Source organism: Streptomyces sp. NPDC107500 (assembly GCF_055582785.1).
This window is the reverse complement of the sequence record NZ_JBVJPF010000005.1, coordinates 239,188-265,347: the sequence shown is the minus strand read 5'-3', so window position 1 is coordinate 265,347 and position 26,160 is coordinate 239,188. Positions and strand designations below refer to the sequence as shown.

Genomic DNA, 26,160 nt, shown 5'->3' with positions numbered 1-26,160 from the left:
CCGCCCTTAACTGACGAGCGCATCCGGCTTGCCCTTGCTGCGCGGCCGTTCCTCGACCATCTTGCCCCACACGATCATGCGGTACTTGCTGGTGAACTCCGGCGTGCAGGTCGTCAGGGTGATGTAGCGGCCGGGCTCCTTGAACCCCGACTGCTTCGGGACCGGGTCCAGCACACTGACGTTGCTCGGCGACGTCACCGGCAGGATCGACGCCATCTTGTAGACGAAGTACTTGTCCTGCGTCTCCACGACGATCGGATCACCCGGCTTTAGCTTGTTGATGTACCGGAACGGCTCGCCGTGCGTGTTGCGGTGCCCCGCCAGTCCGAAGTTGCCCGTCTTCGCGTCCGGCATCGCCGTCTTCAGGGCGTCCTCCCCGTAGTGCCCGACCATGCCGCGGTCCAGCACCTTCTTGCTGTTGATGCCCTCCGCGATCGGCACCACCACGTCCAGATCGGGGATGTGCAGCAGCGCGAAGCCCTGGCCCGGCTCGAAGGTCCCCGGGTTGCGCTTGCCGTTCGCCCAGTCGTCCTGGAGATTGCTGGCCGCCTTGTCCGCCTGCGCGTGCGCCCGCACGTTCGTCCACCACAGCTGGTAGGTGACGAAGAGCAGCATCAGCACGCCGGTGGTGATGAAGACCTCGCCGATCGCCCGGCTGGCGATCACCGCGGCGCCGGGCTTGCGGGCCCGGGCCTGACGGCGGGCCTCCACGCGCGACAGCGGCGCCTTCGACTCCTCGGCCGACTCGGAGTCCGCCGACGCCCCGCGCGGCGCTCCACGGCGCCCGTGACGCCGTTTCGCGGCCTTCCTGCGGGCCGCGCGGCCACCGGTCGGGGTCGCGGTCGTGGCCGTCCGCTCCGGCGGCGGCTCGGGGATCCGCAGCGCCACCGTCTCGTCGTCGACCGGACCGCCGGTCGGACCCGCCGAGGCGAAGTCCTCCTGCCGTCCGCCCCCGAACGCACCGGAATCCCCGTACGGCCGTCCGTACGAGGATCCCTGGTCACCGGCGGTGCCGGATTCGCGCTCGGGGCGCACGGCGGTCACGCCGTGGCCCTGCCCACCACCGGGGCGAGCCCCGCCGACCTCGCCACCGCGTCCTGGTCGCCGCACTCCACCAGCCAGTTGGCCAGCATCCGGTGCCCGTGCTCGGTCAGCACCGACTCCGGATGGAACTGCACGCCCTCGACCGGCAGTTCACGGTGGCGTAGGCCCATCACGATGCCGTCGTGGGTGCGGGCCGTCACCTCCAGCTCGGCCGGCACCGTGCCCGGCTCCGCCGCGAGCGAGTGGTACCGGGTGGCGATGAACGGGGAGGGCAGCCCCGCGAAGACGCCCGTGCCCGTGTGCTCGACCGGCGAGGTCTTGCCGTGCAGCAGCTCCGGCGCCCGGTCCACCACACCGCCGTACGCCACCTGCATCGACTGCATGCCGAGGCAGACGCCGAAGACCGGGACACCCGTGGCGGCGCAGTGCCGGACCATGTCGACGCAGACACCCGCCTGCTCCGGCGCCCCCGGCCCGGGAGAGAGCAGCACGCCGTCGAAACCGTCCTGGGCGTGCGCCGTCGACACCTCGTCGTTGCGCAGCACCTCGCACTCGGCGCCCAGCTGGTACAGGTACTGGACCAGGTTGAAGACGAAGCTGTCGTAGTTGTCGACGACGAGGATGCGCGCGCTCACTGGTTGTCCACCGTCACATCGTTGAAGGGAAGCAGCGGTTCGGCCCACGGGAAGACGTACTGGAAGAGGACGTAGACCACGGCCACGACCAGCACGAGCGAGAGCAGCGCCCTCACCCACGCGTTGCCCGGCAGATGCCGCCAGATCCAGCCGTACATGCCGTCCCTTCCGTCGCACCGCGGCGCCAGACTCACGCCGCACCGCACCAGACTAGCGGCGCGGCGCCCTCCGGAACGGCCTCACTCCACAGGCTGGGCATAGTGCAGGTCCGCCGTGCCCGAGTAGCCGGGCAGCGTGGCCTTCCCGTCCTCCTCGACCTTCCAGCCGAGTCCGTAGACGTTGACGTACACCATGTAGTTCTGGATCGCCGGCGACGCCGCCAGCGTCTCCTTGAGCCGCTCCGGATCACCGACCGCCTGGATCTTGTACGGCGGTGAGTAGACGCGGCCCTGAAGGATCAGGGTGTTGCCCACGCAGCGGACCGCGCTGGTGGAGATCAGCCGCTGGTCCATGACCTTGATGCCCTTGGCGCCGCCCTGCCACAGCGCGTTCACCACGGCCTGGAGGTCCTGCTGGTGGATCACCAGGTAGTCGGGCTGCGGCTCGGGGTAGCCCGGGAGCTTGGCGGTGGCGTCCGGCGGCGCGTCGTCGAGTGTGACGGAGATCGCCTCTCCGGTCAGCTTCTGGGTGCCCGCCTCCTCCTCCAGCGCGGCGAGCTCGTCGTCCTCCGACTTCGACCGTCCGTCGTCCCGCTCGGCGAGCGACTCGATGTCGTGACGCAGGCCGGCGTTCGCCTCCTCCTGCTGCCCGTTCTCCTGGCTACGCTCGTGGATGAGGTCGGACAACTTGAGCAGAGAGGCGTCCGTCCGGATATTGGTGCCCTTCGCGGTGTTGAAGCTGGTGAAGAAAATGAGTCCCGCGAGAGCGAAGACGGCTGCCGTGAGTACGCGCACGGGCCGGAAACGGCGCCGGCGGGCAGGGCTGGATCCCGTCCCGGGGGAGTCGGCAGAATTGCTCAACGTACCCTTATCTCCTTCGGCGCCACGGAAGGACTACGCTAACGGACGCCCGGGGGAGCGCTCAGAGTCCCCTTGTCCCCCGAACGCCGCTCCCGAGACCGACCCCCCGTTCCCTGCGCGGCCACGCAGCGCATCGACAGGAGAGACCCTCGTGCCGAAGTCACGTATCCGCAAGAAGGCCGATTACACGCCGCCGCCCGCCAAGCAGTCGACCAGCATCAAGCTGACCAACCGCAGCTGGGTGGCACCCGTCATGCTGGCCATGTTCGTCATCGGCCTCGCCTGGATCGTCGTCTTCTACGTCACCGACGGTTCACTGCCGATCGACTCCCTGGGCAACTGGAACATCGTCGTGGGCTTCGGCTTCATCGCCGCCGGCTTCGGCGTCTCCACGCAGTGGAAGTAGCGCCCCATTAGCTCTGCCCAGGGCTATCCGCGGAGTTATCCACAGGCGCTGTCCACACGGTGGGGAAAAAGAAAGACGATCTGTGGATAACCCCCAGGACGTTGACGCCGGTGTGACGGAAGTACTGGGATCCGAAAGCATGTTCGCCCCCTGCCTGACCTGCGGAAACACTGGTCAGCGACAGGGGGCACATCTGTTCCCGCACACTGTGCACAAGATCCGCCACCCACTGTGGAAAACGCGTGCTCAAGTGAGCTGTGCGCTCCTCAACAGGGTCAGTCCCACGACGACCAGCAGGACGAGCGCACAGGCGCCGTACTGCACGAGGGTCCGGCGCTCGCGCGGGGCGTGGAGCATGGCGAAGCCGATCACACCGCCGGCGACGAGACCGCCGATGTGTGCCTGCCAGGCGATGTTGGCCCAGGTGAACGTGAAGACGAGGTTGATCGCCAGCAGGATGACGACCGGCCGCATGTCCGCGTTGAGGCGGCGGACGAGTGCGGCGGTGGCGCCGAAGAGGCCGAAGACCGCGCCGGAGGCACCGAGGGTCGCCGTGGTGGGCGAGGCCAGCAGATAGGTGAGGGCGCTGCCGGCCAGGCCCGAGACGAGGTAGAGCGCGAGGTAGCGGGATCTGCCCAGCGCGGCTTCCAGCGGGCCGCCGAGGAACCAGAGGCTGATCATGTTGAAGCCGATGTGCCAGATTTCCTCGTGCGTGAACATCGTGGTCACCAGGCGGTACCACTCGCCCTCCGCGACGCCCTCGGTCGGGACGAAGGGGGCGGGGGGCCAGCGTCCGATGAGCACCATGTCGCTGAGGAAGGACGACGGGAGCGCCTGTACGGCGATGAACACCGCCACGTTGATCCCGATCAGGATCTTGGTGAGCAGGTGCGGGTCGGCGGCGACCGTGCCCCCGGCCAGGGTGCGGGGCCGGGAGGCGGCGGGCGCGGGGCCACCGCCCGTGCGGCCGGAGGCGCAGTCGGGGCAGTGGAAGCCGACGGACGCGTTGATCATGCAGTCCGTGCAGATGGGGCGTTCGCAGCGGGTGCAGCGGATGCCGGTCTCGCGGTCCGGGTGGCGATAGCAGCCGGGCAGGCTCTGGGCGTCCGGCGGGCCTGCTGCCGCGTGGTCCATGACTTCCCCTCGGTCGTCCCTGCGGGCGGTGTGCGCGCGTGCGCCGCCCCGCCCTTTTTTACGGATGGGCGGAGCGTTTGGTTCCTTCCCGGTGCGGGAGGAGGTCAGCCCTGGCGGGTTTCCACGAGGACGGTCTCGATGACGATGTCGTTGACCGGGCGGTGCGTGCGCGGGTTGGTCTGCGCCGCGGCGATGGTGTCCACGACCTTCTGACTGGCCGGGTCGGTGACCTCGCCGAAGATGGTGTGCTTGCGGTTGAGCCAGGTCGTCGGGGAGACGGTGACGAAGAACTGCGAGCCGTTGGTGCCAGGACCGGCGTTGGCCATGGCGAGCAGGTAGGGCTTGTCGAAGGCGAGGTCGGGGTGGAACTCGTCGGCGAACTGGTAGCCGGGGTCGCCGGTGCCGTTGCCGAGCGGGTCGCCGCCCTGGATCATGAAGCCGCTGAGGACCCGGTGGAAGACGGTGCCGTCGTAGAGCCGGTCCGTGGTCTTCTCGCCGGTGGCGGGGTGGGTCCACTCCCGCTCGCCTCGGGCGAGTTCGACGAAGTTCTTGACCGTCCTGGGTGCGTGGTTCGGGAGCAGCCGGATCTCGATGTCGCCTTGGCTGGTCTTGAGAGTGGCGTAGAGCTGCTCGGCCACGGGATGCCTTCCGTCGTCTGGTGGTGCGCACCGATACTCCCACGGGCGAGGGCGCGTTCGGCGCTGATACCCCCGGGTCCGAGCGCGGGGAGCCGATCCGTGGCATTGTCGGGTACGGGCTCGCGTTGCCCGGTATTCGCCCGTTATTGAGCTTGTTCCGCTCTTGTTCGCAACTTCATCACCACTTGCCCCAGTGAGCCCGAGGGCATCGTCGGTGACCCGGATGGCCGCCCTCGCATGCCTGGCTTTGCGTCCACAGGCATGATCCGTAAAAGGGTGGAAAGTCGAATTACCGTACGCCACCGAGGAGGAGGAACCCGTGACCCGCATCGACAGCGTGCGCGCCGCGACCGGTTCGGCGAAGGACAGCGTGCTGCACGCCGCGGAAGTGGTGGCGCCCTACGCCGACACGGCCAAGGACAGGGCCGCTCACTATGCACAGGAGGCGCGCGTACGGCTGGCGCCCAAGGTGTCGCAGGCCGCAGATCAGGCCCGCCATCAGTACGGGGCGCATGTCGCGCCGCGGCTGGAGCAGGCCCTTACGCATGTGCCGCCGAAGGTGGACGCCGCCGCGCAGGAGGCGGCCATCCGCACCCGTCTGGCCGCTCGGCAGGCGGCCGACTATTCACGGCCGAAGATCGAGCAGGCGGTGGCCGCGGCCGGTCCCGTGCGGGACGAGGCGACGGCGCGGGGTGCGGCCGCGCTGGCCGCGCTCCGGGGTCAGGTCACGGCGAAGGAGATCGAGAAGCTGACCCGCAAGCACCAGCGGCGTGCGAGGGCCGGCCGGATCGCCAGGGTCCTGGCGGTGGCGGGTCTCGTCGCGGGCGGCGCCTTCGCGGCCTGGAAGTGGTGGGACAAGCAGGCAAACCCGGACTGGCTGGTGGAGCCGCCGGAGGCGACGGAGGTGCCCGAGTCCGGGCGGCTGATGTCGGTGGACGGCACCGGTGAGGCGATTCTCGACCCCGAGGTGCAGGCCAAGCAGGCGCAGGAGGAGGCGGCGGAGGGCGACGAGCCCCGCTGACCTTTCTCCGGACCGGTGTCGCCGTGGGGCGGAAGACCTTCGGGTCTTCCGCCCCACGGCGATGTTTCACGTGAAACGGCGGCTCAGCGGCCGTAGCGGCGTTCGCGCAGTGAGTAGGAGCGCAGGGCGCGCAGGAAGTCGATCTCGCGGAAGTCCGGCCAGTAGGTCTCGCAGAAGTGGACCTCGGCGTAGGCGGACTGCCAGAGCAGGAATCCGGAGAGGCGCTGCTCTCCGGAGGTGCGGATGATGAGGTCGGACTCGGACCGCGTCTTGGAGTACAGGTGCTTGGAGATGTGCTCCATGGTGAAGGTCTCGATGAACTCGTCGATGTCCCCGCCCTGGGAGCTGTGCTCGGTCAGGGCCGAGCGCACGGCGTCGACGATCTCGCGGCGGCCTCCGTAGCCCACGGCGACGTCGACCTTGGTGCCGCCCTTGCGGCCCTGGGTGGCGGCGGTGGCGGTCTTGAGGCGGCCGGCGGACTCGGCGGGGAGCAGGTCCAGGGCGCCGACGGCTTCCACACGCCAGGGGTTGCCGGGGGCGGCGAGTCGCTCGACGACTTCGGCGATGATGTCGATCAGCGGGTTCAGCTGGTCCTCGGGCCGGTGCAGGTTGTCGTCGGAGAGCATGAAGAGGGTGACGTGCTCGATCTGCGCGGAGTCGCACCAGCGCAGGAAGTCCAGCACCTTCGCTCCGCCGGCCCGGTAGCCCTCTCGCGGGTCGTCTATGCCCGACATCTTGGCCCAGCGGCGGTTGCCGTCGAGCATGATGCCGATGTGCTGGGGGCGTGGGCGTCCCTCCAACTCCTTGACCAGGCGCTTCATATACAGCGCGTCGAGAGCGGCCCGTACCTTCGCCCGCATGCTCTACCCCTTCCACCTCGTCGGTAGCGACCGGACGCCTCCGACGGCGATGAGCCACGTGGCACCGGCCCGCCGGGGTGTGGTGGTGGTGCCCTGTGGGGTGACGATATCAAGAGCAGACAGCACCTCCCGGGTGCCGAGCGGCGGCCGTCCGTGGGCCCGTTTCGGTCGGGCCGCGTGGGCCGCGCGGTCGTTTCCCGTGGTCAACTGGGCCTTTCCGTGCGGTCGTTGGTGATCGTCCGGATCGCGTGTCCACCGGCGGCCGAGGTGCGCGGGTGCCGTCGGTGAGGAACGTCTCCGCGCCACCTGCACGCATATCGGGCGAAACCCCCTCAGGGGGTGGTCCGGGTGCCGGGTCCCGGGCTGGCCACCTTACTGCCGTGTTCACCAGCTGACCCCCGCGGCGACCGGCAGGTGGTCGCTGCCGGTGGCCGGCAGTGTCCAGGAGCGGTCCGTCCGTACGCCCCTGACCAGGATCTGGTCGATCCGTACCACCGGGAAGCCGGCCGGATAGCTGAAGCCGAAACCGTCGCCGGCCTGCTCCTGGGCCGAGTCCATCCGCGAGGTGATGCCGTCGAGGGCGCCGTCGTCCACGGTGCCGTTCAGGTCGCCGAGCAGCACCACCCGCTCGTTCTCCTCGGCGGCGACGGCCTCGGCGAGTGCCTGCGCGTTGCGGTCGCGGCTGCCCGTCCAGAAGCCGGTGCGGGGCAGTACGCGCACGGACCCCAGGTGGGCGACGTAGACCGCGAGCGGCCCCTGGTCCGTGGCCACCGTGGTGCGCAGGGCCCGGGTGGAGGCGAGCTTGACGGCGTCCGGCTTGGTGTCCGCCAGCGGCCCGTAGTCGATCCTGGTGTCGACCGGTGCCGTGCCGGACAGCGGCAGCCTGCTCCACAGTCCGACCGTGCCCTGCACCGTGTGGTGGGGGTAGGCGTCCGCGAGTTCCTTCTCGTAGGTGGCCCGGTCCTGCTCGGTCAGCTCTTCGAGTGCCAGCAGGTCCGCGCCGGAGGAGGCCAGGTCACGGGCGGTGCCGGCCGGGTCGGGGTTGGCGGCGCCGACGTTGTGGCTGACCACGGTGAGGTCGCTGGCGCCCGGGCGGGACTTGTCGGCGATCATGCCGCCGAAGAGGCTCGTCCACGCCACGCACGGAACCAGCAGCGCGACGGTCGCGGTCGCGGAGCGCCGCAGCAGCGCCGCGACCAGGAGAAGCGGTACGCCCAGGCCGAGCCACGGCAGGAAGGTCTCCACGAGGCTGCCGAGCCCGGCCCGGTCCGTGACCAGCGCGTGCAGCGGCATGAGCAGGCCGAGCAGCACCGCCAGGGCGGCGATGATCCGGCCGCGTCGCCAGGGTCCCGGCCGGGAGAGGGCGCGGGCCACCCGTCGCAAGGGGGCGGGCCTCCCGGAGCCGGTGTCCGGGCGGCGGGGTCCGTCCTGTCCGGTCGCCGCCGTGTCCACCTGTGTCATGGGCCGCCCTCGCTCACCGTGCGTGTCGCTCGTCTTCACATCGAATGCGCTGGTCACCGCTGTGTCCTCGGGTCCTGTGCGGGGTTGTCGTACATGGCCGGGCAGCCGTGTGCGGCGGCCTCGGGGCGCAGCTCGTAGTGCCAGGGTTCGTTGGCGTAGGTCTGGCAGAGTCCGTACGCGCTGCCGTTGCGGGAGAGCCAGGCCGTCGCGTCGGAGCCCTCGATGTCGACGGCGTCTCCCGACACGTGGGCGGAGGTCTCCGGAGTGGCCACCCACTTCGCGGCCTCCTCCTTGGAGCCGTACTGGTCGACCGCGTCGTCGAGGAGCTGTTTCTGGTAGTCCTCGGAGCGCCAGCCGCTGTTGACGCGGGACGCCTGGACGCCGTCGTCCTCGGCGTCCGTCGCCGCCCGTCGCAGGGCCGCGAGGAGCGCCGGCTCGAGGCGGGTGACGGCGGGGACGTCCGTGGCGAAGACGGTCGTGCCGTCGGGGACGACGCCTTCCTCCTCGTCGATCACGCCGGGGGGCTCCGTTGGCCGTGCCTCACCGGGTGACGCGGTCGGGGACATGGGCGGAGACGGGGACGCCAGGGCCTGGCAGCCGAGGGCGGCGATGATCAGGGCGGCCACCGGCAGGCCGATCTTGAGGACGTCGGTACGCCGGTGGGGCTTCTCGTGTGCGGACGCGTCTCGAGTCATGCCCACAGGAAAGGGAGCGCGGTGTTGCCGCGGTGTACGCGGTTTTCGATACGCCGACGACATGCGCCGGCTCCTAGCATCGGAGGATGCGAGTGCTGATCGTCGAGGACGAGCCGTACATGGCGGAAGCCATCCGCGACGCGCTGCGGCTGGCGGCGATCGCCGCCGACATCGCGGGGGACGGCGACACCGCTCTGGAGCTGCTCGGTGTGAACACGTACGACATCGCCGTCCTCGACCGCGACATCCCCGGCCCCTCCGGCGACGAGGTGGCACGGCGCATCGTCGACTCCGGCAGCGGCATGCCGATCCTCATGCTCACGGCCGCCGCCCGGCTCGACGACAAGGCCTCCGGGTTCGAGCTGGGCGCCGACGACTACCTCACCAAGCCCTTCGAGCTGCGCGAACTGGTGCTCCGGCTCCGGGCCCTCGACCGCAGGCGTGCGCACAGCCGGCCTCCGGTGCGGGAGATCGCGGGGCTGCGGCTCGACCCGTTCCGCAGGGAGGTGTACCGGGACGGCCGTTTCGTCGCGCTCACCAGGAAGCAGTTCGCGGTGCTCGACGTGCTCGTCGCCGCCGAGGGCGGGGTGATCAGCGCCGAGGAGCTGCTGGAGCGCGCGTGGGACGAGCACGCCGACCCGTTCACCAACGCGGTGCGGATCACCGTCTCGGCGCTGCGCAAGCGGCTCGGGCAGCCCTGGATCATCGTCACCGTGCCCGGCGTCGGCTACCGCATCGACGTTGGGCCGGACGCGGCGGACGAGGGAGCGGGCCGTGGATAGGGAGGGCGGGCCGAGCGTCCGGCTCAAGCTCACCCTCAGCTACACCGGCTTCCTGATGCTGGCCGGCGCCCTGATGCTCGCCGCCGGGTGGCTGTTCCTGACGCGGGTGTCGCACGTCGGGCTCGTCTTCCAGCCCGAGTACCAGCTCTCGGTCGCGCGTGACTTCGCTCCGATGGCGGCGGTCACGATGGCGTTCCTGCTGGTGTTCGGTCTCGCGGGAGGATGGTTCCTGGCCGGCCGCATCCTGGCCCCGCTGAACCGCATCACGGAGGCCACCCGCACGGCGGCGGCCGGATCGCTCTCCCACCGCGTCCGGCTGCCGGGCCGTCAGGACGAGTTCCGCGAACTCGCCGACGCCTTCGACACCATGCTCGGCCGGCTCGAAGCGCACGTCGCCGAGCAGCGCAGGTTCGCGGCCAACGCCTCGCACGAGCTGCGCACCCCGCTCGCGATCTCGAAGTCGCTGCTCGACGTGGCCCGCGCCGACCCGGACCGCGACACCGGTGAACTCGTGGACCGCCTGCACGCCGTCAACACCCGGGCGATCGACCTGACCGAGGCGCTGCTCCTGCTCAGCCGCGCCGAGCAGCGTGCCTTCGCGCGGGAGCGCGTCGATCTGTCGCTCCTGGCGGAAGAGGCCACCGAGACGCTCCTCCCCCTCGCGGAAGGGCGGGGCGTCACCCTGGAGACGCGCGGCGACCTCACGCCGACGACCGGCTCACCGTCGCTCCTGCTACAGCTGACCATGAACCTCGTGCACAACGCGATCGTCCACAACCTGCCGGAACGGGGCACCGTCCACGTCACCACGGTCGCCCGCCCCAGGACCGTGGCGCTCACGGTCGAGAACACCGGCGACCGGGTCGCCCCCGAGCTGGCCTCGACGCTCACCGAGCCGTTCCAGCGCGGCACCGAACGCGTCCACACCGATCACGCGGGGGTCGGCCTCGGCCTGGCCATCGTCAGCACCATCGCCCAGGCCCACGACGGCACCCTCACCCTGACCCCCCGCCCCACGGGCGGCCTCAGCGTCACGGTGGAGCTGCCGGCGGCGCCCCGAGCCGCGGGACGACCGTGACGGTCAAGCGCCCCACGGCACGCGAAAAGCCCCTCCGAACCACGTTCCCGCAGTTCGGAGGGGCTTCGACAAGTGGAGCCTAGGGGAGTCGAACCCCTGACATCTGCCATGCAAAGACAGCGCTCTACCAACTGAGCTAAGGCCCCTCGGGAGGCGGCGCCGGTCGCTTCGGGCGGGCCGACGGTCACCGCGGACAAGAGTACCGGGTCGCGCCCCGGATCTCACAAATGATTGGGGCTCCCGGGGAACGACCACGCTCCGTAAGATGCTCGGCGTGGTTCGCTGGAGCGAACTGCGGTTCTTGGGGAAGCGATGGGGAGACGCAATGGACGCCGCACAGCAGGAAGCCACCGCGAGAGCGCGGGAACTGCAGCGGAACTGGTACGGGGAGCCGTTGGGGGCGCTCTTCCGTAGGCTCATCGACGATCTTGGTCTCAACCAGGCTCGTCTCGCGGGGGTACTGGGACTGTCCGCACCGATGCTCTCGCAGCTGATGAGCGGCCAGCGGGCGAAGATCGGCAATCCCGCGGTGGTGCAGCGGGTGCAGCTGTTGCAGGACCTGGCGGGGCAGGTCGCGGACGGCAGTGTGAGCGCGGCCGAGGCGACGGAGCGCATGGACGAGATCAAGAAGTCGCAGGGGGGTTCGGTGCTCAACAACACCACGCAGACGACGAGCAGTTCGGGTGCGCCCACGGTCAAGCGGGTGGTCCGCGAGATCCAGTCGCTGCTGCGTTCGGTGGCGGCCGCCGGGGACATCATCGACGCGGCGGACGCCCTGTCCTCCTCGCACCCGGAGCTGGCGGAGTTCCTGCGGGTGTACGGAGCGGGCCGCACCTCGGACGCGGTCGCGCACTACCAGTCCCACCAGAACTGATCCCGGGGTCCGGCCGCCACAGGGGGGTCGCGGCCGGACCCGGGAGTGGCGCGAGGGGAGGAGCGACACACAGCCATGGGTGAGGTCTTCGCCGGTCGGTACGAGCTGGTCGACCCGATCGGCCGCGGCGGGGTCGGTGCCGTCTGGCGTGCCTGGGACCACCGCCGCCGACGGTATGTGGCCGCAAAGGTGCTCCAGCAGCGGGACGCGCACTCGCTGCTGCGGTTCGTCCGCGAGCAGGCGCTGCGCATCGATCATCCCCATGTGCTCGCGCCCGCGAGCTGGGCCGCCGACGACGACCAGGTCCTGTTCACCATGGACCTGGTCACCGGCGGCTCCCTGGTCCACCTGATCGGGGACTACGGCCCGCTGCCGCCCGCCTTCGTGTGCACGCTGATCGACCAGCTCCTCGCGGGCCTCGCGGCGGTGCACGCCGAGGACGTGGTCCACCGGGACATCAAGCCCGCCAACCTGCTCCTCGAGGCCACCGGCACGGGCCGGCCGCGGCTGAGGCTGTCCGACTTCGGCATCGCGATGCGGCTGGGCGAGCCCCGGCTGACCGAGACCAACCTCGTGGTGGGGACGCCGGGTTATCTCGCGCCGGAGCAGATGATGGGCGCGGAGCCGGACTTCGCCGCGGACCTGTTCGCGGTCGGCCTGGTCGCCCTGTACCTGCTGGAGGGGGCCAAGCCGGACGCCAAGGCGCTGGTCCAGCACTTCGCCGAGCACGGGACACCGGCCGCGCCGCAGGGGATACCCGAGCCGCTGTGGCAGGTCGTCGCGACGCTGGTGCAGCCGGATCCACCGGCCCGGTTCCGTACGGCGACGGGGGCGCGCAAGGCGCTGGCCGCGGCGGCGGAGCTGCTGCCGGAGCCGGGTCCCGACGACGAGCTGATCGAGATCTTCGACCAAGTCGGCCCGCTGCCCGCCGGGTTCGCCGCCGACGGTCCGCTGAAGCGGGCGTCCGGACTGGACGACTCCTCACCGGGAGACCCGCCGACCGACCCGCCGGGAGCCCCGCGGAGCGACCCACCGACCGACCCGCGCCGCCCGTCCGCCCCGGTCACGCCCGCGTCCCCGGCGTCGCCGGCGCCTTCGCGACCCACGTCGCCTCCGGCCTCCGCCACACCGTCGGCGCGGCCCGAGCCGTCGTCCGCCATGTCGGAGACCGGCAGCTTCCACCTGCCGCCCCCGCAGCCGACCATCAGCTCCGCCGCGGGGGACGGAGCACCGACGCCCGTCCCGCACCCAGGCCAGTACCCGCCCGAGTACCCGCCGCCGTACGCCGAGCCACCACCCGCGCCGACCCTCGCGCCGTCCTTCACGCCGCCCCCGTGGCAGGCGCCCGACGCCACCCCCACCGCCTCGTACACCGCCCGCAACCCTCAGGCCCCGGCGCAGCACCGGGCGACGCGACGGCGGCGCCGTCCGGGTCCCCCGGCGGCGGTGGCGGTGCCCGTGCTGCTCCTCGCGCTGGCCTGCTACGCGGTGGGTTTCTGGGCGCTGACCCGGATCTGAACCGGGCCGCTCCTCAGCCCGCCCTGCGCCGGGCCGCCGCGGTCCACACCGTCAGGCCCGCCAGCAGCAGGCTGCCGGTGCCGATGCCGCCCACGGCGACCGCCTTCATGGCGAGGTCGTCGTCTTCCGGGGAGCCGGTCTCCGGCGCTGCCGCCCGGTCCTGGGCCGAGACGGTGAAGAGATCCTCGGGCCGCGGCTCCCCCGCGTAGCCGGGCCCGCTCCGCGCGGATCCCCTCAGTCCGACGCGGAGCGTCAGTCCGAAGGGCCCCTCGCCGAAGTCCTCGGCCACCTGCGCCGCCAGGTGCACGACGACGTAGTAGTCGCCGGCGAAGCGCACCGCGCCGACCTGCCCGCTCGTGGCGTACCGGTTGGGGTAGGCCACTGGCGGCAGGGCGGCGAGCCCGACGGTGACCGGGCGGCCGGTGTAGCCCTTGGCCGCGTCGTCGACCTCGCCGCGCACCGGGTTGTGCAGCGCCAGGCGCAGGGCACCGGTCGCGTAGCCGGAGGCCTCCCGGGCGCCGTCGAGTTCGGCGGTCGCGGAGATCTGGCGGCCCCAGTCCACCGGCACCTTGTAATAGAGGGTCTGTCCGGGCCGGATGCCGTCGCGCCAGGCGCCCGGTCCGAGGGGTGTGGCGTGGGCGAAGCCGTTGCCGCCCGTGCGGGGTTCCGGTTCACCGGGTACGGCCTCGGGCGAGGCGGAGTCCCAGGCTTCCGGCGCCTGGGTCGCACCCGTCCGGGCGGGGCGGGGTTCGGTGGCGACGGTGAGTTCCAGGTCCCAGTCCTCGGCCGGGGAGTCCTGGGGTCTGGCCCGCTCGACGGTGACGTAGTAGGTGCCGGGCTCCTGGCACCGGTTGCCGCCGGGCTCGGTCTCCCGCTTGCCCCACGCGGTGACCGGGCGGGGGCTGTGCGCCGCGCCGAAGGTCGCGCTGTCGGAGGAGCAGGAGCCGCCCTCTGCGTCCTGTACGGAGACGCGGATCCCGTCGACGGCGGTGACCTCACCGGCGGAGCCGGGTACGGCGGTCACGGAGACGTAGGCGTCGGAGGCGGCGTCGAGGTCGAGGCGGTAGTAGAGGGTGCCGTCGCGCGGCAGCGAGGAGCGGTACGTGGCTCCGGCCGTCAGCGCCGCGGCGTCCGAGGCGGCGTTCGTCCCCTCGATCCGCGGGGCGCCGTCGGCGAAGGCGTACCCCGGAGCGTCACCGGCCGCGAAGGCGGCACCGCCGGGCGGAGCGAGGGCCGTGGCGGTCGCGCCGACGGTGGCCAGTACGGCGGTCACGACGGCCAGCCGCCGCACGGACCCCGTACGGCCGGCCGCCGCACGGTTCGCGGGCCCGGTACGCGGTGCGGGCGCCGTACTCCGACGGGGCGCCCTCCGCCGTCCGGGCGCCGGCGCGGACGCGGGCGCGGCCGGCTGCGGCTTCGCGCCCCCGGACCCGGCATGCCGCCAAGCCGTACACCACCGTCCCATGACCCGCCACCCCTCGCGCTCGCCGGCCCTCGCCGCCCGCCCCGAACGACCGTGCCCCATCCTGCCGCGCGCCCCGGCGCTCCCGCGCCCCCGCGTGGAGATCCGGGCAACAGAAAACCCCGACCGTTTGACGGCCGGGGTCTGCTCGGGACCGGATGTCGGTCGTGCTCAGGAACCCGTGGGCACGGAGTCAGTCGCCTCCGTCCACAGATCCTGCTCGGCGCGATCCGCCTGGATCTGGCGGTACACGAGGAGCCCGCCGATGGCGGCCAGTGCGACCAGGAGAAGCTTCTTCACCGCGCGACCTCGTCTTTCCTTGACGTAGGGGACCTCTGGCGCCCGACTATACACACCGGCCGATACCGATCGGTGACCTGCGTAGGCGGTCAACTGCCGTGCGCCGAAGCCCTCCAGAAGCGGACGAACCCGTTCTGATCGGAGGGTGATCACACCCTTACGCGAGGTGACTTTTCGCCCGCCTCTCTCCCGTATTGGCAGCTTTTCCACCCACTTGCGGCCATTCGGGTTGTGTTCATCTGAACATCGACGCGCCACGAGCCGAGGTCCACCACTTCGCGATCCGCATACACATCATGAGGAAAGTACGCAAATCGCCCAACCTGAAAGTGAGGGGTTATGGCCCGGAACAAGGTCATGACGCTGTGGACCACCATCGTCACCGCCTTCCTCGCGCTCTGCACGGCGCTCGGACTCATCACGACGACCGCCGCCGCGGCCGCGCCGCAGGCCGGAACGCACAGCAAGAGCGAGAGCGCCTCCCCCGAGGCGGCACCCGTGACGGCGGTCCCCTGGTCCTGGTCCCGGACCGGCTCCCTGCCCCCCACGATGAAGCAGCGCATCCGCGCCGAGGCGCACGGCTCGGCCCCCAGTTGCCGGCACCGTCCGCTCAGCGACGCGACCGCCACGGCCACCGAGACCGCCACCGGCCTCCCCTGCGACGACACCGCGGGGTCACCGGCCCAGCACAGCGCGCCGCTCCAGCGCTGAGCGGGCCGAGGCGGCGCCCGGTTCGCACCGCGCCCGCCCCGCCCGACCCGACACAACGGCGATCTGCGTACCGCACCACACGCGAGAAACGGCCCGGCCGCTCGACAGAGCAGCCGGGCCGCCGCCGTGTGTGGGCTCACCTCGTCGGCGGGCTTCCCCCTGGCCCCGCCCACCGGCGCCTCTTCGCGCGTCATAGCCTGTACGGCACTCTGCGGAAAGGTGGTGAGTGCCGCCCGTGAGCCGGCGCATCGTCATCGTCACGGCCGTCCACGGCCCCTCGGCGCGCTATCTGCCGGAGGCCCACGCGTCGTTGGCCGCCCAGGAGTTGCCCGACGGCTGGGACTGGCGCTGGGTGATCCAGGAGGACGGCGTGACCCACGACGTCCGCCCGCACGTGCCCGACGACCCGCGCGTCGTCTTCCGCCAGGGCCGCGGGGACCGGCAGGCGGGCCCCGGTGTCGCCCGCACCATGGCCCTCGCCCACGCGGACGGGGAGTACGTGAAGGTCCTGGACGCCGACGACCGGCTCGCGCCGGGCACCCTGGCCCGGGACCTGACCGCGCTGGAGGCCGACCCGGGCCTCGGCTGGGCGACCTCACGGGCCCTGGACCTCCTGCCCGACGGCTCGACCACCGGCTTCCCGGGCGACCCCGCGCACGGGCCGATCGAACGCGGCGCGGTACTCGACTTCTGGCGGGCCAACGGATTCCGCGCCCAGGTCCATCCGGCGACGCTCCTCGTCAGGCGCGACCTGCTGCTCGCCCTCGGCGGCTGGATGGCCCTCCCGGCGTCCGAGGACACCGGCCTCCTGCTGGCCCTGAACTGTGTGAGCCGGGGCTGGTTCACCGAGGAGGTGGGCCTGCTCTACCGCAAGTGGGAGGGCCAGGTCACCGGCCAGGCGTCCCACCTGGACCCGGCCGAGCGGGAGGCCCGGATGGCGGTGGTGGAGGCCAGGGCGCGGGCCCTGGCCTCCTACGGATGGCACCCGCCGCACCGGACCCAGGACGCGGACCCGCGGCGGTGACGGACGCCCGCCCCGCCGCCGTGCCGCCCGCCCCGCCGCCCGCCCCGTCGCCGTAACGGCAGCTCAGGGCAGCGTCTCGGCGTCCACCCGGGAGAAGACCAGGTCGCTCTCCTCGACGACCGGCCCGCGCCAGCGGACCGGCACACCCGGCTCGCCGCGCAGCGCCGCGGGGTAGCTGCCGGGCGCGTAGTCGTTGGCCAGCCGGTAGACGTGGAACCCGGCGTCCCGCATCACCCCCAGCAGATCGTCGGCCGAGTCACCCAGCAGCGCCATGCGTTCCGGCGTGACCTCGACACAGATCTCCGCGTCGGGCCGCAGTTCATCCAGCACCGGCGCCAGACCGCGCACGACGCCGCCCTCCGCGCCCTCCACGTCGATCTTGATCACCCGGGCGCCGGCCAGTTCCGCCGGGTCGAGGAGTTCGGGCAGCGGCCGGGCCTCGGCCTCGAAGCCGGACTCCGCCGGGCCGTCGTACGGGACGATGCTGTTCGCGCCCGTGTTCCGTGAGCTGGCGAGCACGAAGTGCAGGGTCCTGCGGCGGTCGGACACGGCGGCGTTGAGCGCGCGGACGTTGTGGAGGCCGTTGAGCCGCGCGTGCCCCACCAGACGGCGGTGCATGTCGGGGGAGGCCTCGACGGCGACCACGTGGCCCTCCTCGCCGACGAGTTGCGCCGCGAGGACGCTGAAGACCCCGATGTTCGCCCCGACGTCCACGAAGCCGTCGCCCGGGCGCAGCCGGCGCCGCAGCCACGCCGTCAGGTGCGGCTCCCAGGCGCCGAACAGGTACAGGTACCGCTGGATGAGGTCCCGCGTGTCCACGGCGAACAGGCCGCCGGAGCGCACCCGGACGACCCTGCGGCGGGGCCGCTCCCGCAGCCGCGCGTTCAGCCAGTGCGTGGTGAGCGCCGACTTCCCGAGCGTGCCGGGCGCGTGGCGCACGTAGCGGGCGGCGAGGGTGACCAGGGCCTGGGAGGCTGTCCCGGCCGCGGACGCGCCCCGTTCTCCCGGCAGGCTCACTCGCCCGAGACGGTGATCGCCGCCGAGGGGCACCCCTCGACCGCCTCCCGCACGCGGTCCACGTCGATGTCGTACTCCCGCCCGGGTATCACGGCACCCAGACCGTCCACCTGCGTGAAGACGGACGGGGCCCGGTGGACGCAGTCACCGGAGCCGTAGCACTGCTCGGGGTCGACGGAGATCCTCATACGCGCTCCAGCGGCGGTCGGCTTCGGAACCTTCACGACGTGCCTGCCCGCGGATCGAGGTGCCGAACCCGCCCGGCGCGCCCGCGTGTTGGCCGGTGCCCGCGAATCGGACGGCATACGCGCCGGCATGGGTTTGGCACCGGTCCCTCCCCTCGTGGGGACCGGTGCCGAACCATGCCGGCGGTGTCCTGCGGGTGGTACCGGAGCGAGTCGGGGAGGGCCGCGCCGCGGAAAGCTGACCGAGAACGTGCGGCCTCGTGGGGTGGCTCCGCGGACACTGAGCCGCTGACCTGTCAGGGTGCCTCGCGGCCGACTCGCCGCTGCGACGGAATCCTGCCATCCGAGGTCGCCGCCGAGGAGGTTCCGGACCCGCGGAACCTAGATAGCCGCAGGTCAGGCATATAGAGTGAGTTTTCCGGTCCGGACGTCCAAGTGCGGGGGAAGTAAGGAGAGGAGACCTTGAGTTTCGACTCAGGGGCACGCACGGCCTTCGCGGAACGCCTCGCACTGCTCTACAAGGAGGCGGGCAACCCCCCTCTGAAACGCGTGTCCGAGGCCGTCGTCCGGCTCCAGCGGGTCGACGAACGGGGCCGTCCCGTACGGGTCTCCGCCCAGCGGATCAGCGACTGGCGGCGGGCAAAGAACGTCCCCGCCCAGTTCCCCGCCCTCGCGGCCGTCCTGCACGTCCTCGTCCCGCTCGCGCGCCGGGCGCGTCCCGTACCGGTCTCCGCCGGGCTGTACGACCTGGCCCAGTGGCAGCGCCTGTGGGAGCGGGCGGTGGCCGACCCGACGGGCGAACGCCCCGCGCCGGGCGCCGCGGACGAGGAACACCCCGCGGCCGAGCCCCAGGCCGCCGGCGGGGTCTGCCCGTACCGGGGGCTGGCCGCCTATCGCCGGCAGGACGCCGACTGGTTCTTCGGGCGGGACCGGAGCACGCGGGCCCTCGTCACCCAGCTCCGCGCGGCCGAGGACACGGGCGGCCTGGTCATGCTCGTGGGCGCCTCGGGGGCGGGGAAGTCCTCCCTGCTGAACGCCGGGCTCGTGCCCGCCCTGCGCGAGGGGACGCCGGGCGGCGGGACGGGCCCGCCGAGGGAGCCGAGGCGGGTGCTCCAGCTCGTGCCGGGCGTCGATCCGCTCGGGGAGCTGGGCCGCCGGATACCCCAACTGGAGCCCGTCGTGAGCGCCGTGCGCGGGACGCGGAAGCCGGGCGCCCCCGGGACCGAGGACGCGGTCAGGGCGGCCTTCGCGGCATGGGCGGCGTCCGGCGCGGAGGATCGGCCGGGGGCGGGATCGGAGTCGGGGCCGGAATCGGGGCCGGAATCAGGGACGGGGTCGGGGCCGGAATCAAGGGCGGGGTCGGGGCCTGAGCATGAGCCTGAGCCGGAGTCGCCGTCCGCGCGTCCCGTCGTCATCGTGGACCAGTTCGAGGAGACCTTCACCCTCTGCCCCGACGAGTCCGAGCGGCGCGCGTTCATCGCGCTGTTGCAGGCCGCCTGCGTGCCGGGCGGTCCGGGAGAGGCGGCGCCCGTCCTCGTACTGCTCGGCATCCGCGCCGACTTCTACGAGCAGTGCCTGCGCCACCCCGAACTGGCCGACGCGCTCCAGCACCGGCACATGGTGCTCGGGCCGCTGACCACAGCGGAACTGCGCGAGGCGGTGACCGCGCCCGCCAAGGCCGTCGGCATGGAACTCGAACCGGGACTCGCCGAGCTGATCATCCGTGAGGTGAGCACCGACGGCCCGCACGGGACCCACGACGCGGGCGTCCTGCCGCTCCTCTCCCACGCCCTGCTCGCCACCTGGCAGCGGCGCAAGGCGGGCCGGCTGACGCTCGCCGGGTACCGCGCGGCGGGCGGCATCCAGGGCGCGGTGGCCGGAACCGCCGAACGGGCCTGGTCCGACCTGGACCCGGCGGCCCGCACGGCGGCGAGGCTGCTGCTGCTCAGGCTGGTCCGGCTGGGCGAGGACACCCAGGCGACCCGCAGACGCAGCACGCGGCGGCGGCTGGCGCAGGAGTCGAGGGACCCCGGCAAGACCGAGGAGTCCCTGGAGGCACTGGTACGGGCCCGGCTGGTAACCCTCGACGCGGAGGCCGTGGAGATCACCCACGAGGCGCTGCTGCACGCCTGGCCAAGGCTGCGCGACTGGATCGACGAGGACCGCGCCGGCAACCTGCTGCGCCAGCGGCTGGAGGAGGACGGCCGGGCCTGGGAGGAGTCGGACCGCGACACCTCACTGCTCTACCGGGGCTCCCGGCTCGAACAGGCCCACGGCTGGGCGGACTCGGCCGGCGGCACCTTCCTGACCCGCAGCGCGGTCGATTTCCTGGCCGCCGCGAGCAGACTGCGCAGGCGCACCGTCCTGATCCGGCGCGCCGCGGTGTCGGCGCTGGTCGTGCTCGCCCTGGTCGCCGTCGGTTCGGCGGTGATCGCCTGGCAGCAGCGCAACGACGCGGTGTTCGAACAGGTGGTCGCCGAGGCGGACCGCGTCGAGGACACGGACCCGTCGCTGTCCGCCCAGCTCGACCTGGCGGCGCACCGCCTGCGCCCGGACGACGAGGACGTCCGGAACCGGCTGATATCGATCGTGAACGCGCCGCTCGCCACCCCGCTCCTCGGGCACACCGGCGCCGTCTACCTGACCTCCTTCAGCCCCGACGGGCGGCTCCTGGCGACGGCCAGCTACGACCGGACCGTCCGGCTGTGGGACGTGTCGGACCCGGCCCGTCCGGAACAGCTGGGCAAGCCCCTCACCGGCCACAGGAGCTGGGTCAGCACCGCCGTCTTCAGCCCGGACGGCCGCACCCTGGCCAGCGCCTCCGACGACGGCACGATCCGGCTGTGGGACGTACGGAACCCGAGCCGCCCCCGTCCCCTCGGCGCACCCCTGACCGGCCACGGCGGCACCGTCTACCTGCTCGCCTTCAGCCCCGACGGACGCACCCTGGCCTCCGCCCACGACGACCACGCGGTGCGCCTGTGGAACGTGGCCGACCCGCGCCGGCCGCGGTCCCTGTCCACCCTGACCGGCGCGAAGGCGGCGGTGCGCTCGGTGGCGTTCGGCCCCGACGGACGGACCCTGGCCGCCGGGGGCGACGACAACGCGGTCCGGCTCTGGGACGTGGCCGACCCGAACCGCCCGGAGCCGGTCGGCGCGCCGCTGACCGGTCACGGCGCCCTGATCCACTCCGTGGCCTTCAGCCCCGACGGACACACCCTCGCCAGCGGGAGCGCGGACGACACCGTACGGCTCTGGGACGTGGCCGACCCGGCCCGCGCCAGATCCGCGGGCGCTCCGCTCACCGGCCACACCGGTCCCATCTGGTCGGTGGCCTTCAGCCCCGACGGCGCCATGCTCGCCGCGAGCAGCGCGGACAGCACGGCGAGCCTGTGGAACGTCAGCGACCCGTCCTACCCGTCCCAGGTGGGCATGGACCTGGCCGGGAGCAGCGGCGAGATGTACGCCCTCGGCTTCAGCCCCGACGGGCGGACCCTGGCCACCGGCAGCGGCGACAGCAAGGTGCGCCTGTGGTCGCTGCCGACGTCGGACGTGATCGGCAGGATCGGCGCCTTCCGCCGGGACGGGCACGTGCTGGCCACGGCGGCCCGCGACGGCCGGGTCCGCCTCTGGGACGTGACGAACCCCGCCCGGCCGGTGTCACTGAGCGAGCCCTTCAGCCCGGGCGAGGGCGAGGGCGACATACGGTCGCTGGTGTTCTCCCCGGACGGCGGCACCCTGGCGGTGCTCTCCGCGGGCGCCGTCCGTCTCTGGAACGTCGGCGATCCGGCCCACCCCACCGCCCACGGACCGCCGGTGCGGCTGCGCACCCGCTACGCGGGCCCCGACACCCTGGCGTTCAGCCCCGACGGCCGCACGCTGGCGACGGCCTACGACGACCGCACCGTCCAGCTGTGGAACACCCAGGACCCGTCCCACCCGCGCCGCCTGGGCCGGCCGCTGAGCGGCCACCGGGGATACGTCAACACCCTGGCCTTCAGCCCCGACGGGCGCACGCTCGCCAGCGGCGGCGCGGACGACACCGTACGGCTCTGGGACGTGAGCGACCCCGCGCACGCCACCGCCCGCGGCGCGCCCCTCTCCGGGCATCTCGGGCCCGTCAACGCCCTCGCCTACAGCCCTGACGGCCACACCCTGGCCAGCGGCAGCGACGACGGCACGGTCCGCCTCTGGGCCGTTCCCGGCGGCGGCGAACCCGGCCGGGCCGAGTCGACACTCGCCGGTCACACCGACTCGGTGGTGTCACTGACCTTCAGCCAGGACGGCGAGACCCTGGCCAGTGGCGCCAACGACAACACCGTCCGCCTCTGGAACGTCACGACGCCCGCCGAGGCCGCGCCCATCGGCCAGTCGATGAGCCCCAACGCCAAGGCGGGGAGCTTCCTCTCCTTCAGCCCCGTGCGTCACATGCTGGGGGTGGCGAGCGGAACGGACACCGTCCGGCTCTGGAACCTCGGGGTGGACGACGCCATCGACCGCATCTGCTCGGCCACCCGGAACGTACTCACCGAGGAGAAGTGGAACGAGTACCTGCCGCGCCTGGACTACGAGCCCTCGTGCGACCGTTGACGACGTGATCCCGGTCACACCCGGGAGACCCGACCGACCAGTCGGCACCCATGACGCACCGGCCCTTGTTAGCCTTGGCCACAGCCCGGCCGCTGGCGCATCCCCCGTCGCCAGCGGCCGGGCCTTCTCGTACCCGGCGCCACCCGAGAGCCACCCACACGAAAGACCCCCAGCCGTTGCCGACTGGGGGTCTTCTCGCTGGTGGGGCTAACAGGATTTGAACCTGTGGCCTCATCCTTATCAGGGATGCGCTCTAACCAACTGAGCTATAGCCCCGCCGCGCTCTGCGGTGTATGTCCCGCGCGCTGACTCCTGAAGATTAGCGCACGAGGAGGGCAGTCCCAAAATCGGTTCTCGCGGGGTCCCGGAGGGACGATCACTCGTCCTCGGCGAGCGTCAGTTCCACGCCCCCGACGAAGCCGGCGGACAGGTTGTAGATGAACGCGCCGAGCGTGGCCAGCGCCGTCGCGAGGACAACGTCTATGACGGCGATGACCGTGGCGAACAGCAGCACGTTGGGCAGCGACAGGAACGACTGCAGGTCGAAGCCGTTGGACTCGTTGGATCCGGTCGCCTCGGAGATCGTGCCGCCGACGGTGGAGAAGACGCCCATGGCGTCCATGACCATCCACAGCACGGCGGACGCGACGATCGTGCAGATGCCCAGCGCGATGGAGAGCAGGAAGCTGACCTTCATCACCGACCACGGGTCGGCCTTCGACACGCGCAGGCGCGCCTTGCGGACCCGGGGCGTGGTGCGCGCGCCGGTGCGCGGGCGGCGCACGGCGGACGCGTTGCCGCCCTGGGTCTGGTAGGCCTGCGGCGGGTGGTACGGCCCGCCGGGCTGCTGGGGCTGCCGTTCCCCCGGCAGCGGCGAGGCCGCCTGCTGAGTCTGCTGGCCTCGGGTGTCCGTCACAGTTCCCCCCTGGGATCCATGCTTCTGCGACGTCTGCGAGTCGGTCGCGCCGTCGTCGATCTTGCGCAGCTGAGTCGTGTGCGGATCGGTCGCACGCGCGGCGGAGCCACGGCCGCCGCCGCCCGTTTCCGTACCCCTGGAGGTACCGGCCGACCCGGCGCCCGTGGCTCCGCTCACGATGACTCTCTCCTCGTGCTACTCGGCCGAGGGCGCCTCACCCTCGTCCGTGCCGGTGGTCTCGGGACCCTCGGCGGCCTCGTCGACGACGACATCGCCGTCGACCTCCTCCGCCTCGCGTCCCGCCTCGGCGTTGCGTGCGATGCCGACGACGGCATCGCGCTTGCCCAGATTGATCAGTTGAACGCCCATGGTGTCACGGCCGGTCTCCCTGACCCCGCTGACTCGCGTACGAATCACACCGCCCGAGAGTGTGATGGCGAGGATCTCGTCGTGCTCCTCGACCACCAGCGCGCCCACGAGCGACCCGCGGTCCTCCACGATCTTGGCGGCCTTGATGCCGAGGCCACCGCGACCCTGGACGCGGTACTCGTCGACGGAGGTCCGCTTCGCGTAACCGCCGTCGGTGGCAGTGAACACGAACGTACCGGCTCGAACAACATTCATCGAGAGCAGCTCGTCCCCTTCACGGAAACTCATGCCCTTGACGCCCGAGGTCGCACGGCCCATCGGACGCAGCGTGTCGTCCGACGCGGTGAACCTGATCGACTGCGCCTTCTTGCTGATCAGCAGCAGATCGTCCTCGGCCGAGACCAGCTCGGCACCGATCAGCTCGTCGTCGGAACCGTCCGCCTGCTCGCGCAGATTGATGGCGATCACGCCACCCGAACGCGGCGAGTCGTAGTCCTTCAGGGACGTCTTCTTCACCAGGCCCGCCTTGGTGGCCAGGACCAGGTAGGGCACCGCCTCGTAGTCGCGGATCGCGCGGATCTGGGCGATGGTCTCGTCCGGCTGGAAGGCCAGCAGGTTCGCCACGTGCTGCCCGCGCGCGTCCCGCCCGGCGTCGGGCAGCTCGTACGCCTTCACCCGGTAGACGCGGCCCTTGTTGGTGAAGAACAGCAGCCAGTGGTGGGTGGTGGACACGAAGAAGTGGTTGACGATGTCGTCTTCCTTGAGCTTCGTGCCCCGTACGCCCTTGCCGCCGCGCTTCTGCGCCCGGTAGTCGTCGGTCTTGGTGCGCTTGATGTAGCCGCCCCGGGTGACCGTGACGACGATGTCCTCCTCGGCGATCAGGTCCTCCATGGACATGTCGCCCTCGTACGGGATCAGCTTGGTCTTGCGGTCGTCGCCGTACTTCTCGACGAGCGCCGCCAGCTCCTCGCTGACGATGCCGCGCTGCCGGGCCGGGGAGGAGAGGATCTCGTTGTACTCGCGGATCTTCGCCTGGAGTTCGTCATGCTCCTGGACGATCTTCTGGCGCTCCAGGGCCGCCAGGCGGCGCAGCTGCATCTCCAGGATCGCGTTGGCCTGGATCTCGTCGATCTCCAGGAGGCCCATCAGGCCGTGGCGGGCGATCTCGACGGTGTCGCTGCGCCGGATCAGCGCGATGACCTCGTCGATGGCGTCCAGGGCCTTGAGCAGGCCGCGCAGGATGTGCGCCCGCTCCTCGGCCTTGCGCAGCCGGAAGCGCGTGCGGCGGACGATGACCTCGATCTGGTGGTTCACCCAGTGGCGGATGAACGCGTCCAGGGAGAGGGTGCGCGGCACACCGTCGACCAGGGCCAGCATGTTGGCGCCGAAGTTCGACTGCAGATCGGTGTGCTTGTAGAGGTTGTTCAGGACGACCTTGGCGACCGCGTCCCGCTTCAGGACGATGACCAGGCGCTGGCCGGTGCGGGACGACGTCTCGTCGCGGACGTCGGCGATGCCGCCGATCTTGCCGTCCTTCACCAGGTCGGCGATCTTCTGCGCGAGGTTGTCGGGGTTGGTCTGGTACGGCAGCTCCGTGACCACCAGGCACTGGCGGTTCTGGATCTCCTCGACCTCGACGACCGCGCGCATGGTGATCGAACCACGCCCGGTGCGGTACGCCTCCTCGATGCCCCTGCGGCCCACCACCAGGGCGCCGGTCGGGAAGTCCGGGCCCTTGATGCGCTCGATCAGCGCGTCGAGCAGCTCCTCGTGCGAGGCCTCGTAGTTCTCCAGGTACCACTGGGCGCCCGCGGCGACCTCGCGCAGGTTGTGCGGCGGGATGTTGGTCGCCATGCCGACCGCGATGCCGGCCGAACCGTTGATCAGCAGGTTCGGGAAGCGGGCGGGCAGGACGGTCGGCTCCTGGGAGCGGCCGTCGTAGTTGTCCGTGAAGTCGACGGTCTCCTCGTCGATGTCGCGGACCATCTCCATCGACAGCGGCGCCATCTTGCACTCGGTGTAGCGCATGGCCGCCGCCGGGTCGTTGCCCGGCGAGCCGAAGTTGCCGTTGGAGTCGACCAGCGGCATCCGCATCGACCACGGCTGGGCGAGGCGCACCAGCGCGTCGTAGATGGAGCTGTCGCCGTGCGGGTGGTAGTTGCCCATGACGTCGCCGACGACGCGGGCGCACTTGTAGAAGCCGCGCTCGGGCCGGTAGCCGCCGTCGTACATCGCGTACAGCACGCGGCGGTGCACGGGCTTGAGGCCGTCACGGACGTCGGGCAGCGCGCGCGAGACGATGACGGACATCGCGTAGTCGAGGTACGAGCGCTGCATCTCCGTCTCGAGCCCGACGGGCTCGACACGCATCGCCAGGGCGTCGCCCTCGGGCGTCGTCACAGGGGTGTTCTCGTCGGTCAT

The 26,160-nt window shown here is 71.8% G+C and carries 24 protein-coding genes and 2 tRNA genes; 9 read left to right on the top strand and 17 right to left on the bottom strand.

Annotated features, from left to right (window positions below; genetic code table 11):
* Positions 1-6 precede the first annotated feature (6 nt).
* Genes ACZ67M_RS21510 through ACZ67M_RS21495 form a run of 4 tightly spaced genes read right to left on the bottom strand, consistent with a single transcriptional unit; the run spans position 7 to position 2,698 of the window.
* Positions 7-1,044, bottom strand: a complete 1,038-nt coding sequence (locus tag ACZ67M_RS21510; RefSeq protein WP_467320474.1) for a class E sortase — start codon at positions 1,042-1,044, stop codon at positions 7-9.
* Positions 1,041-1,679 carry an aminodeoxychorismate/anthranilate synthase component II gene (locus ACZ67M_RS21505; RefSeq protein ID WP_122616586.1) on the bottom strand — a complete coding sequence of 213 codons (639 nt, stop codon included), beginning with the start codon at positions 1,677-1,679 and terminating at the stop codon, positions 1,041-1,043. The genes ACZ67M_RS21510 and ACZ67M_RS21505 overlap by 4 nt, the downstream gene beginning before the upstream one ends.
* Entirely contained in the window at positions 1,676-1,873 is a 198-nt protein-coding gene (locus ACZ67M_RS21500) for a hypothetical protein (RefSeq protein WP_206328638.1), read from the bottom strand. Before ACZ67M_RS21500 ends, ACZ67M_RS21505 begins: the two co-directional genes overlap by 4 nt.
* Positions 1,874-1,918: 45 nt before the next feature.
* Positions 1,919-2,698: a DUF881 domain-containing protein gene (locus ACZ67M_RS21495; protein ID WP_385803331.1), complete on the bottom strand. Its 780-nt coding sequence runs from the start codon at positions 2,696-2,698 to the stop codon at positions 1,919-1,921.
* A 151-nt stretch (positions 2,699-2,849) separates the two neighbouring features.
* On the opposite strand from ACZ67M_RS21495, the gene crgA reads away from it, so the two are divergent.
* Complete coding sequence (gene crgA, locus ACZ67M_RS21490; protein WP_361356777.1) at positions 2,850-3,104, top strand: cell division protein CrgA; 255 nt, start codon at positions 2,850-2,852, stop codon at positions 3,102-3,104.
* 246 nt (positions 3,105-3,350) lie between these two features.
* On the opposite strand, the gene ACZ67M_RS21485 is transcribed toward crgA, so the two are convergent.
* Together ACZ67M_RS21485 and ACZ67M_RS21480 are read right to left on the bottom strand one after the other, a co-directional pair.
* Positions 3,351-4,238 carry a rhomboid family intramembrane serine protease gene (locus ACZ67M_RS21485; RefSeq protein ID WP_392237212.1) on the bottom strand — a complete coding sequence of 296 codons (888 nt, stop codon included), beginning with the start codon at positions 4,236-4,238 and terminating at the stop codon, positions 3,351-3,353.
* A gap of 104 nt (positions 4,239-4,342) precedes the next feature.
* On the bottom strand, positions 4,343-4,876 hold the full coding sequence (locus ACZ67M_RS21480) for a peptidylprolyl isomerase (protein ID WP_361356771.1): 534 nt from the start codon (positions 4,874-4,876) through the stop codon (positions 4,343-4,345).
* A 319-nt stretch (positions 4,877-5,195) separates the two neighbouring features.
* Here ACZ67M_RS21480 and ACZ67M_RS21475 point away from each other — a divergent pair, with 319 nt between their 5' ends.
* A complete protein-coding gene (locus ACZ67M_RS21475; protein WP_469852236.1) occupies positions 5,196-5,897 on the top strand; it encodes a DUF5324 family protein in 702 nt (233 codons plus the stop codon).
* A gap of 83 nt (positions 5,898-5,980) precedes the next feature.
* Here ACZ67M_RS21475 and ACZ67M_RS21470 read toward each other — a convergent pair whose 3' ends face one another.
* The 3 genes from ACZ67M_RS21470 to ACZ67M_RS21460 form a co-directional block, all read right to left on the bottom strand.
* The gene (locus tag ACZ67M_RS21470; protein WP_122616579.1) at positions 5,981-6,757 is read right to left on the bottom strand and encodes an isoprenyl transferase; all 777 of its coding nucleotides are present in this window, start codon (positions 6,755-6,757) and stop codon (positions 5,981-5,983) included.
* A gap of 384 nt (positions 6,758-7,141) precedes the next feature.
* A complete protein-coding gene (locus tag ACZ67M_RS21465; RefSeq protein ID WP_392011231.1) occupies positions 7,142-8,218 on the bottom strand; it encodes an endonuclease/exonuclease/phosphatase family protein in 1,077 nt (358 codons plus the stop codon).
* A gap of 53 nt (positions 8,219-8,271) precedes the next feature.
* The gene (locus ACZ67M_RS21460) at positions 8,272-8,913 is read right to left on the bottom strand and encodes a M15 family metallopeptidase (RefSeq protein ID WP_469852234.1); all 642 of its coding nucleotides are present in this window, start codon (positions 8,911-8,913) and stop codon (positions 8,272-8,274) included.
* An 86-nt stretch (positions 8,914-8,999) separates the two neighbouring features.
* Between ACZ67M_RS21460 and ACZ67M_RS21455 the strand changes: the two genes are divergently transcribed.
* Complete coding sequence (locus ACZ67M_RS21455) at positions 9,000-9,695, top strand: response regulator transcription factor (RefSeq protein WP_469852232.1); 696 nt, start codon at positions 9,000-9,002, stop codon at positions 9,693-9,695.
* Positions 9,688-10,773 (top strand): sensor histidine kinase, encoded by a 1,086-nt coding sequence (locus ACZ67M_RS21450; protein WP_385803171.1) that lies wholly within the window; start codon positions 9,688-9,690, stop codon positions 10,771-10,773. Before ACZ67M_RS21455 ends, ACZ67M_RS21450 begins: the two co-directional genes overlap by 8 nt.
* 73 nt (positions 10,774-10,846) lie before the next feature.
* On the opposite strand, the gene ACZ67M_RS21445 is transcribed toward ACZ67M_RS21450, so the two are convergent.
* Positions 10,847-10,919, bottom strand: a tRNA-Ala gene (locus ACZ67M_RS21445).
* 179 nt (positions 10,920-11,098) lie between these two features.
* On the opposite strand from ACZ67M_RS21445, the gene ACZ67M_RS21440 reads away from it, so the two are divergent.
* Together ACZ67M_RS21440 and ACZ67M_RS21435 are read left to right on the top strand one after the other, a co-directional pair.
* On the top strand, positions 11,099-11,647 hold the full coding sequence (locus ACZ67M_RS21440) for a helix-turn-helix domain-containing protein (RefSeq protein ID WP_114528355.1): 549 nt from the start codon (positions 11,099-11,101) through the stop codon (positions 11,645-11,647).
* A 75-nt stretch (positions 11,648-11,722) separates the two neighbouring features.
* A complete protein-coding gene (locus tag ACZ67M_RS21435) occupies positions 11,723-13,165 on the top strand; it encodes a serine/threonine-protein kinase (RefSeq protein ID WP_469852229.1) in 1,443 nt (480 codons plus the stop codon).
* A gap of 13 nt (positions 13,166-13,178) precedes the next feature.
* Here the strand turns inward: ACZ67M_RS21435 and ACZ67M_RS21430 are convergent, their stop codons facing one another.
* Both ACZ67M_RS21430 and ACZ67M_RS21425 read right to left on the bottom strand, forming a co-directional pair.
* Complete coding sequence (locus ACZ67M_RS21430) at positions 13,179-14,690, bottom strand: hypothetical protein (protein ID WP_469852227.1); 1,512 nt, start codon at positions 14,688-14,690, stop codon at positions 13,179-13,181.
* A gap of 108 nt (positions 14,691-14,798) precedes the next feature.
* Positions 14,799-14,927 (bottom strand): DLW-39 family protein, encoded by a 129-nt coding sequence (locus tag ACZ67M_RS21425; RefSeq protein ID WP_003999697.1) that lies wholly within the window; start codon positions 14,925-14,927, stop codon positions 14,799-14,801.
* Positions 14,928-15,266: 339 nt separating this feature from the next.
* Between ACZ67M_RS21425 and ACZ67M_RS21420 the strand changes: the two genes are divergently transcribed.
* A complete protein-coding gene (locus ACZ67M_RS21420; protein ID WP_361356756.1) occupies positions 15,267-15,638 on the top strand; it encodes a DUF6344 domain-containing protein in 372 nt (123 codons plus the stop codon).
* Between the two features lie 235 nt (positions 15,639-15,873).
* Entirely contained in the window at positions 15,874-16,662 is a 789-nt protein-coding gene (locus ACZ67M_RS21415; RefSeq protein WP_469852225.1) for a glycosyltransferase family 2 protein, read from the top strand.
* Positions 16,663-16,725: 63 nt separating this feature from the next.
* Here the strand turns inward: ACZ67M_RS21415 and ACZ67M_RS21410 are convergent, their stop codons facing one another.
* The gene (locus ACZ67M_RS21410) at positions 16,726-17,601 is read right to left on the bottom strand and encodes an FkbM family methyltransferase (protein ID WP_469852589.1); all 876 of its coding nucleotides are present in this window, start codon (positions 17,599-17,601) and stop codon (positions 16,726-16,728) included.
* Positions 17,602-17,675: 74 nt separating this feature from the next.
* On the bottom strand, positions 17,676-17,867 hold the full coding sequence (locus tag ACZ67M_RS21405; protein ID WP_361356750.1) for a ferredoxin: 192 nt from the start codon (positions 17,865-17,867) through the stop codon (positions 17,676-17,678).
* A 459-nt stretch (positions 17,868-18,326) separates the two neighbouring features.
* On the opposite strand from ACZ67M_RS21405, the gene ACZ67M_RS21400 reads away from it, so the two are divergent.
* A complete protein-coding gene (locus ACZ67M_RS21400; protein WP_469852223.1) occupies positions 18,327-22,454 on the top strand; it encodes an nSTAND1 domain-containing NTPase in 4,128 nt (1,375 codons plus the stop codon).
* A 199-nt stretch (positions 22,455-22,653) separates the two neighbouring features.
* Here ACZ67M_RS21400 and ACZ67M_RS21395 read toward each other — a convergent pair.
* From ACZ67M_RS21395 to gyrA, 3 genes are all read right to left on the bottom strand, one after another.
* Positions 22,654-22,730 (bottom strand) — tRNA-Ile (locus tag ACZ67M_RS21395).
* Positions 22,731-22,830: 100 nt separating this feature from the next.
* Entirely contained in the window at positions 22,831-23,547 is a 717-nt protein-coding gene (locus tag ACZ67M_RS21390; protein WP_079163581.1) for a DUF3566 domain-containing protein, read from the bottom strand.
* An 18-nt stretch (positions 23,548-23,565) separates the two neighbouring features.
* Entirely contained in the window at positions 23,566-26,160 is a 2,595-nt protein-coding gene (gene gyrA, locus ACZ67M_RS21385; protein ID WP_361356744.1) for a DNA gyrase subunit A, read from the bottom strand.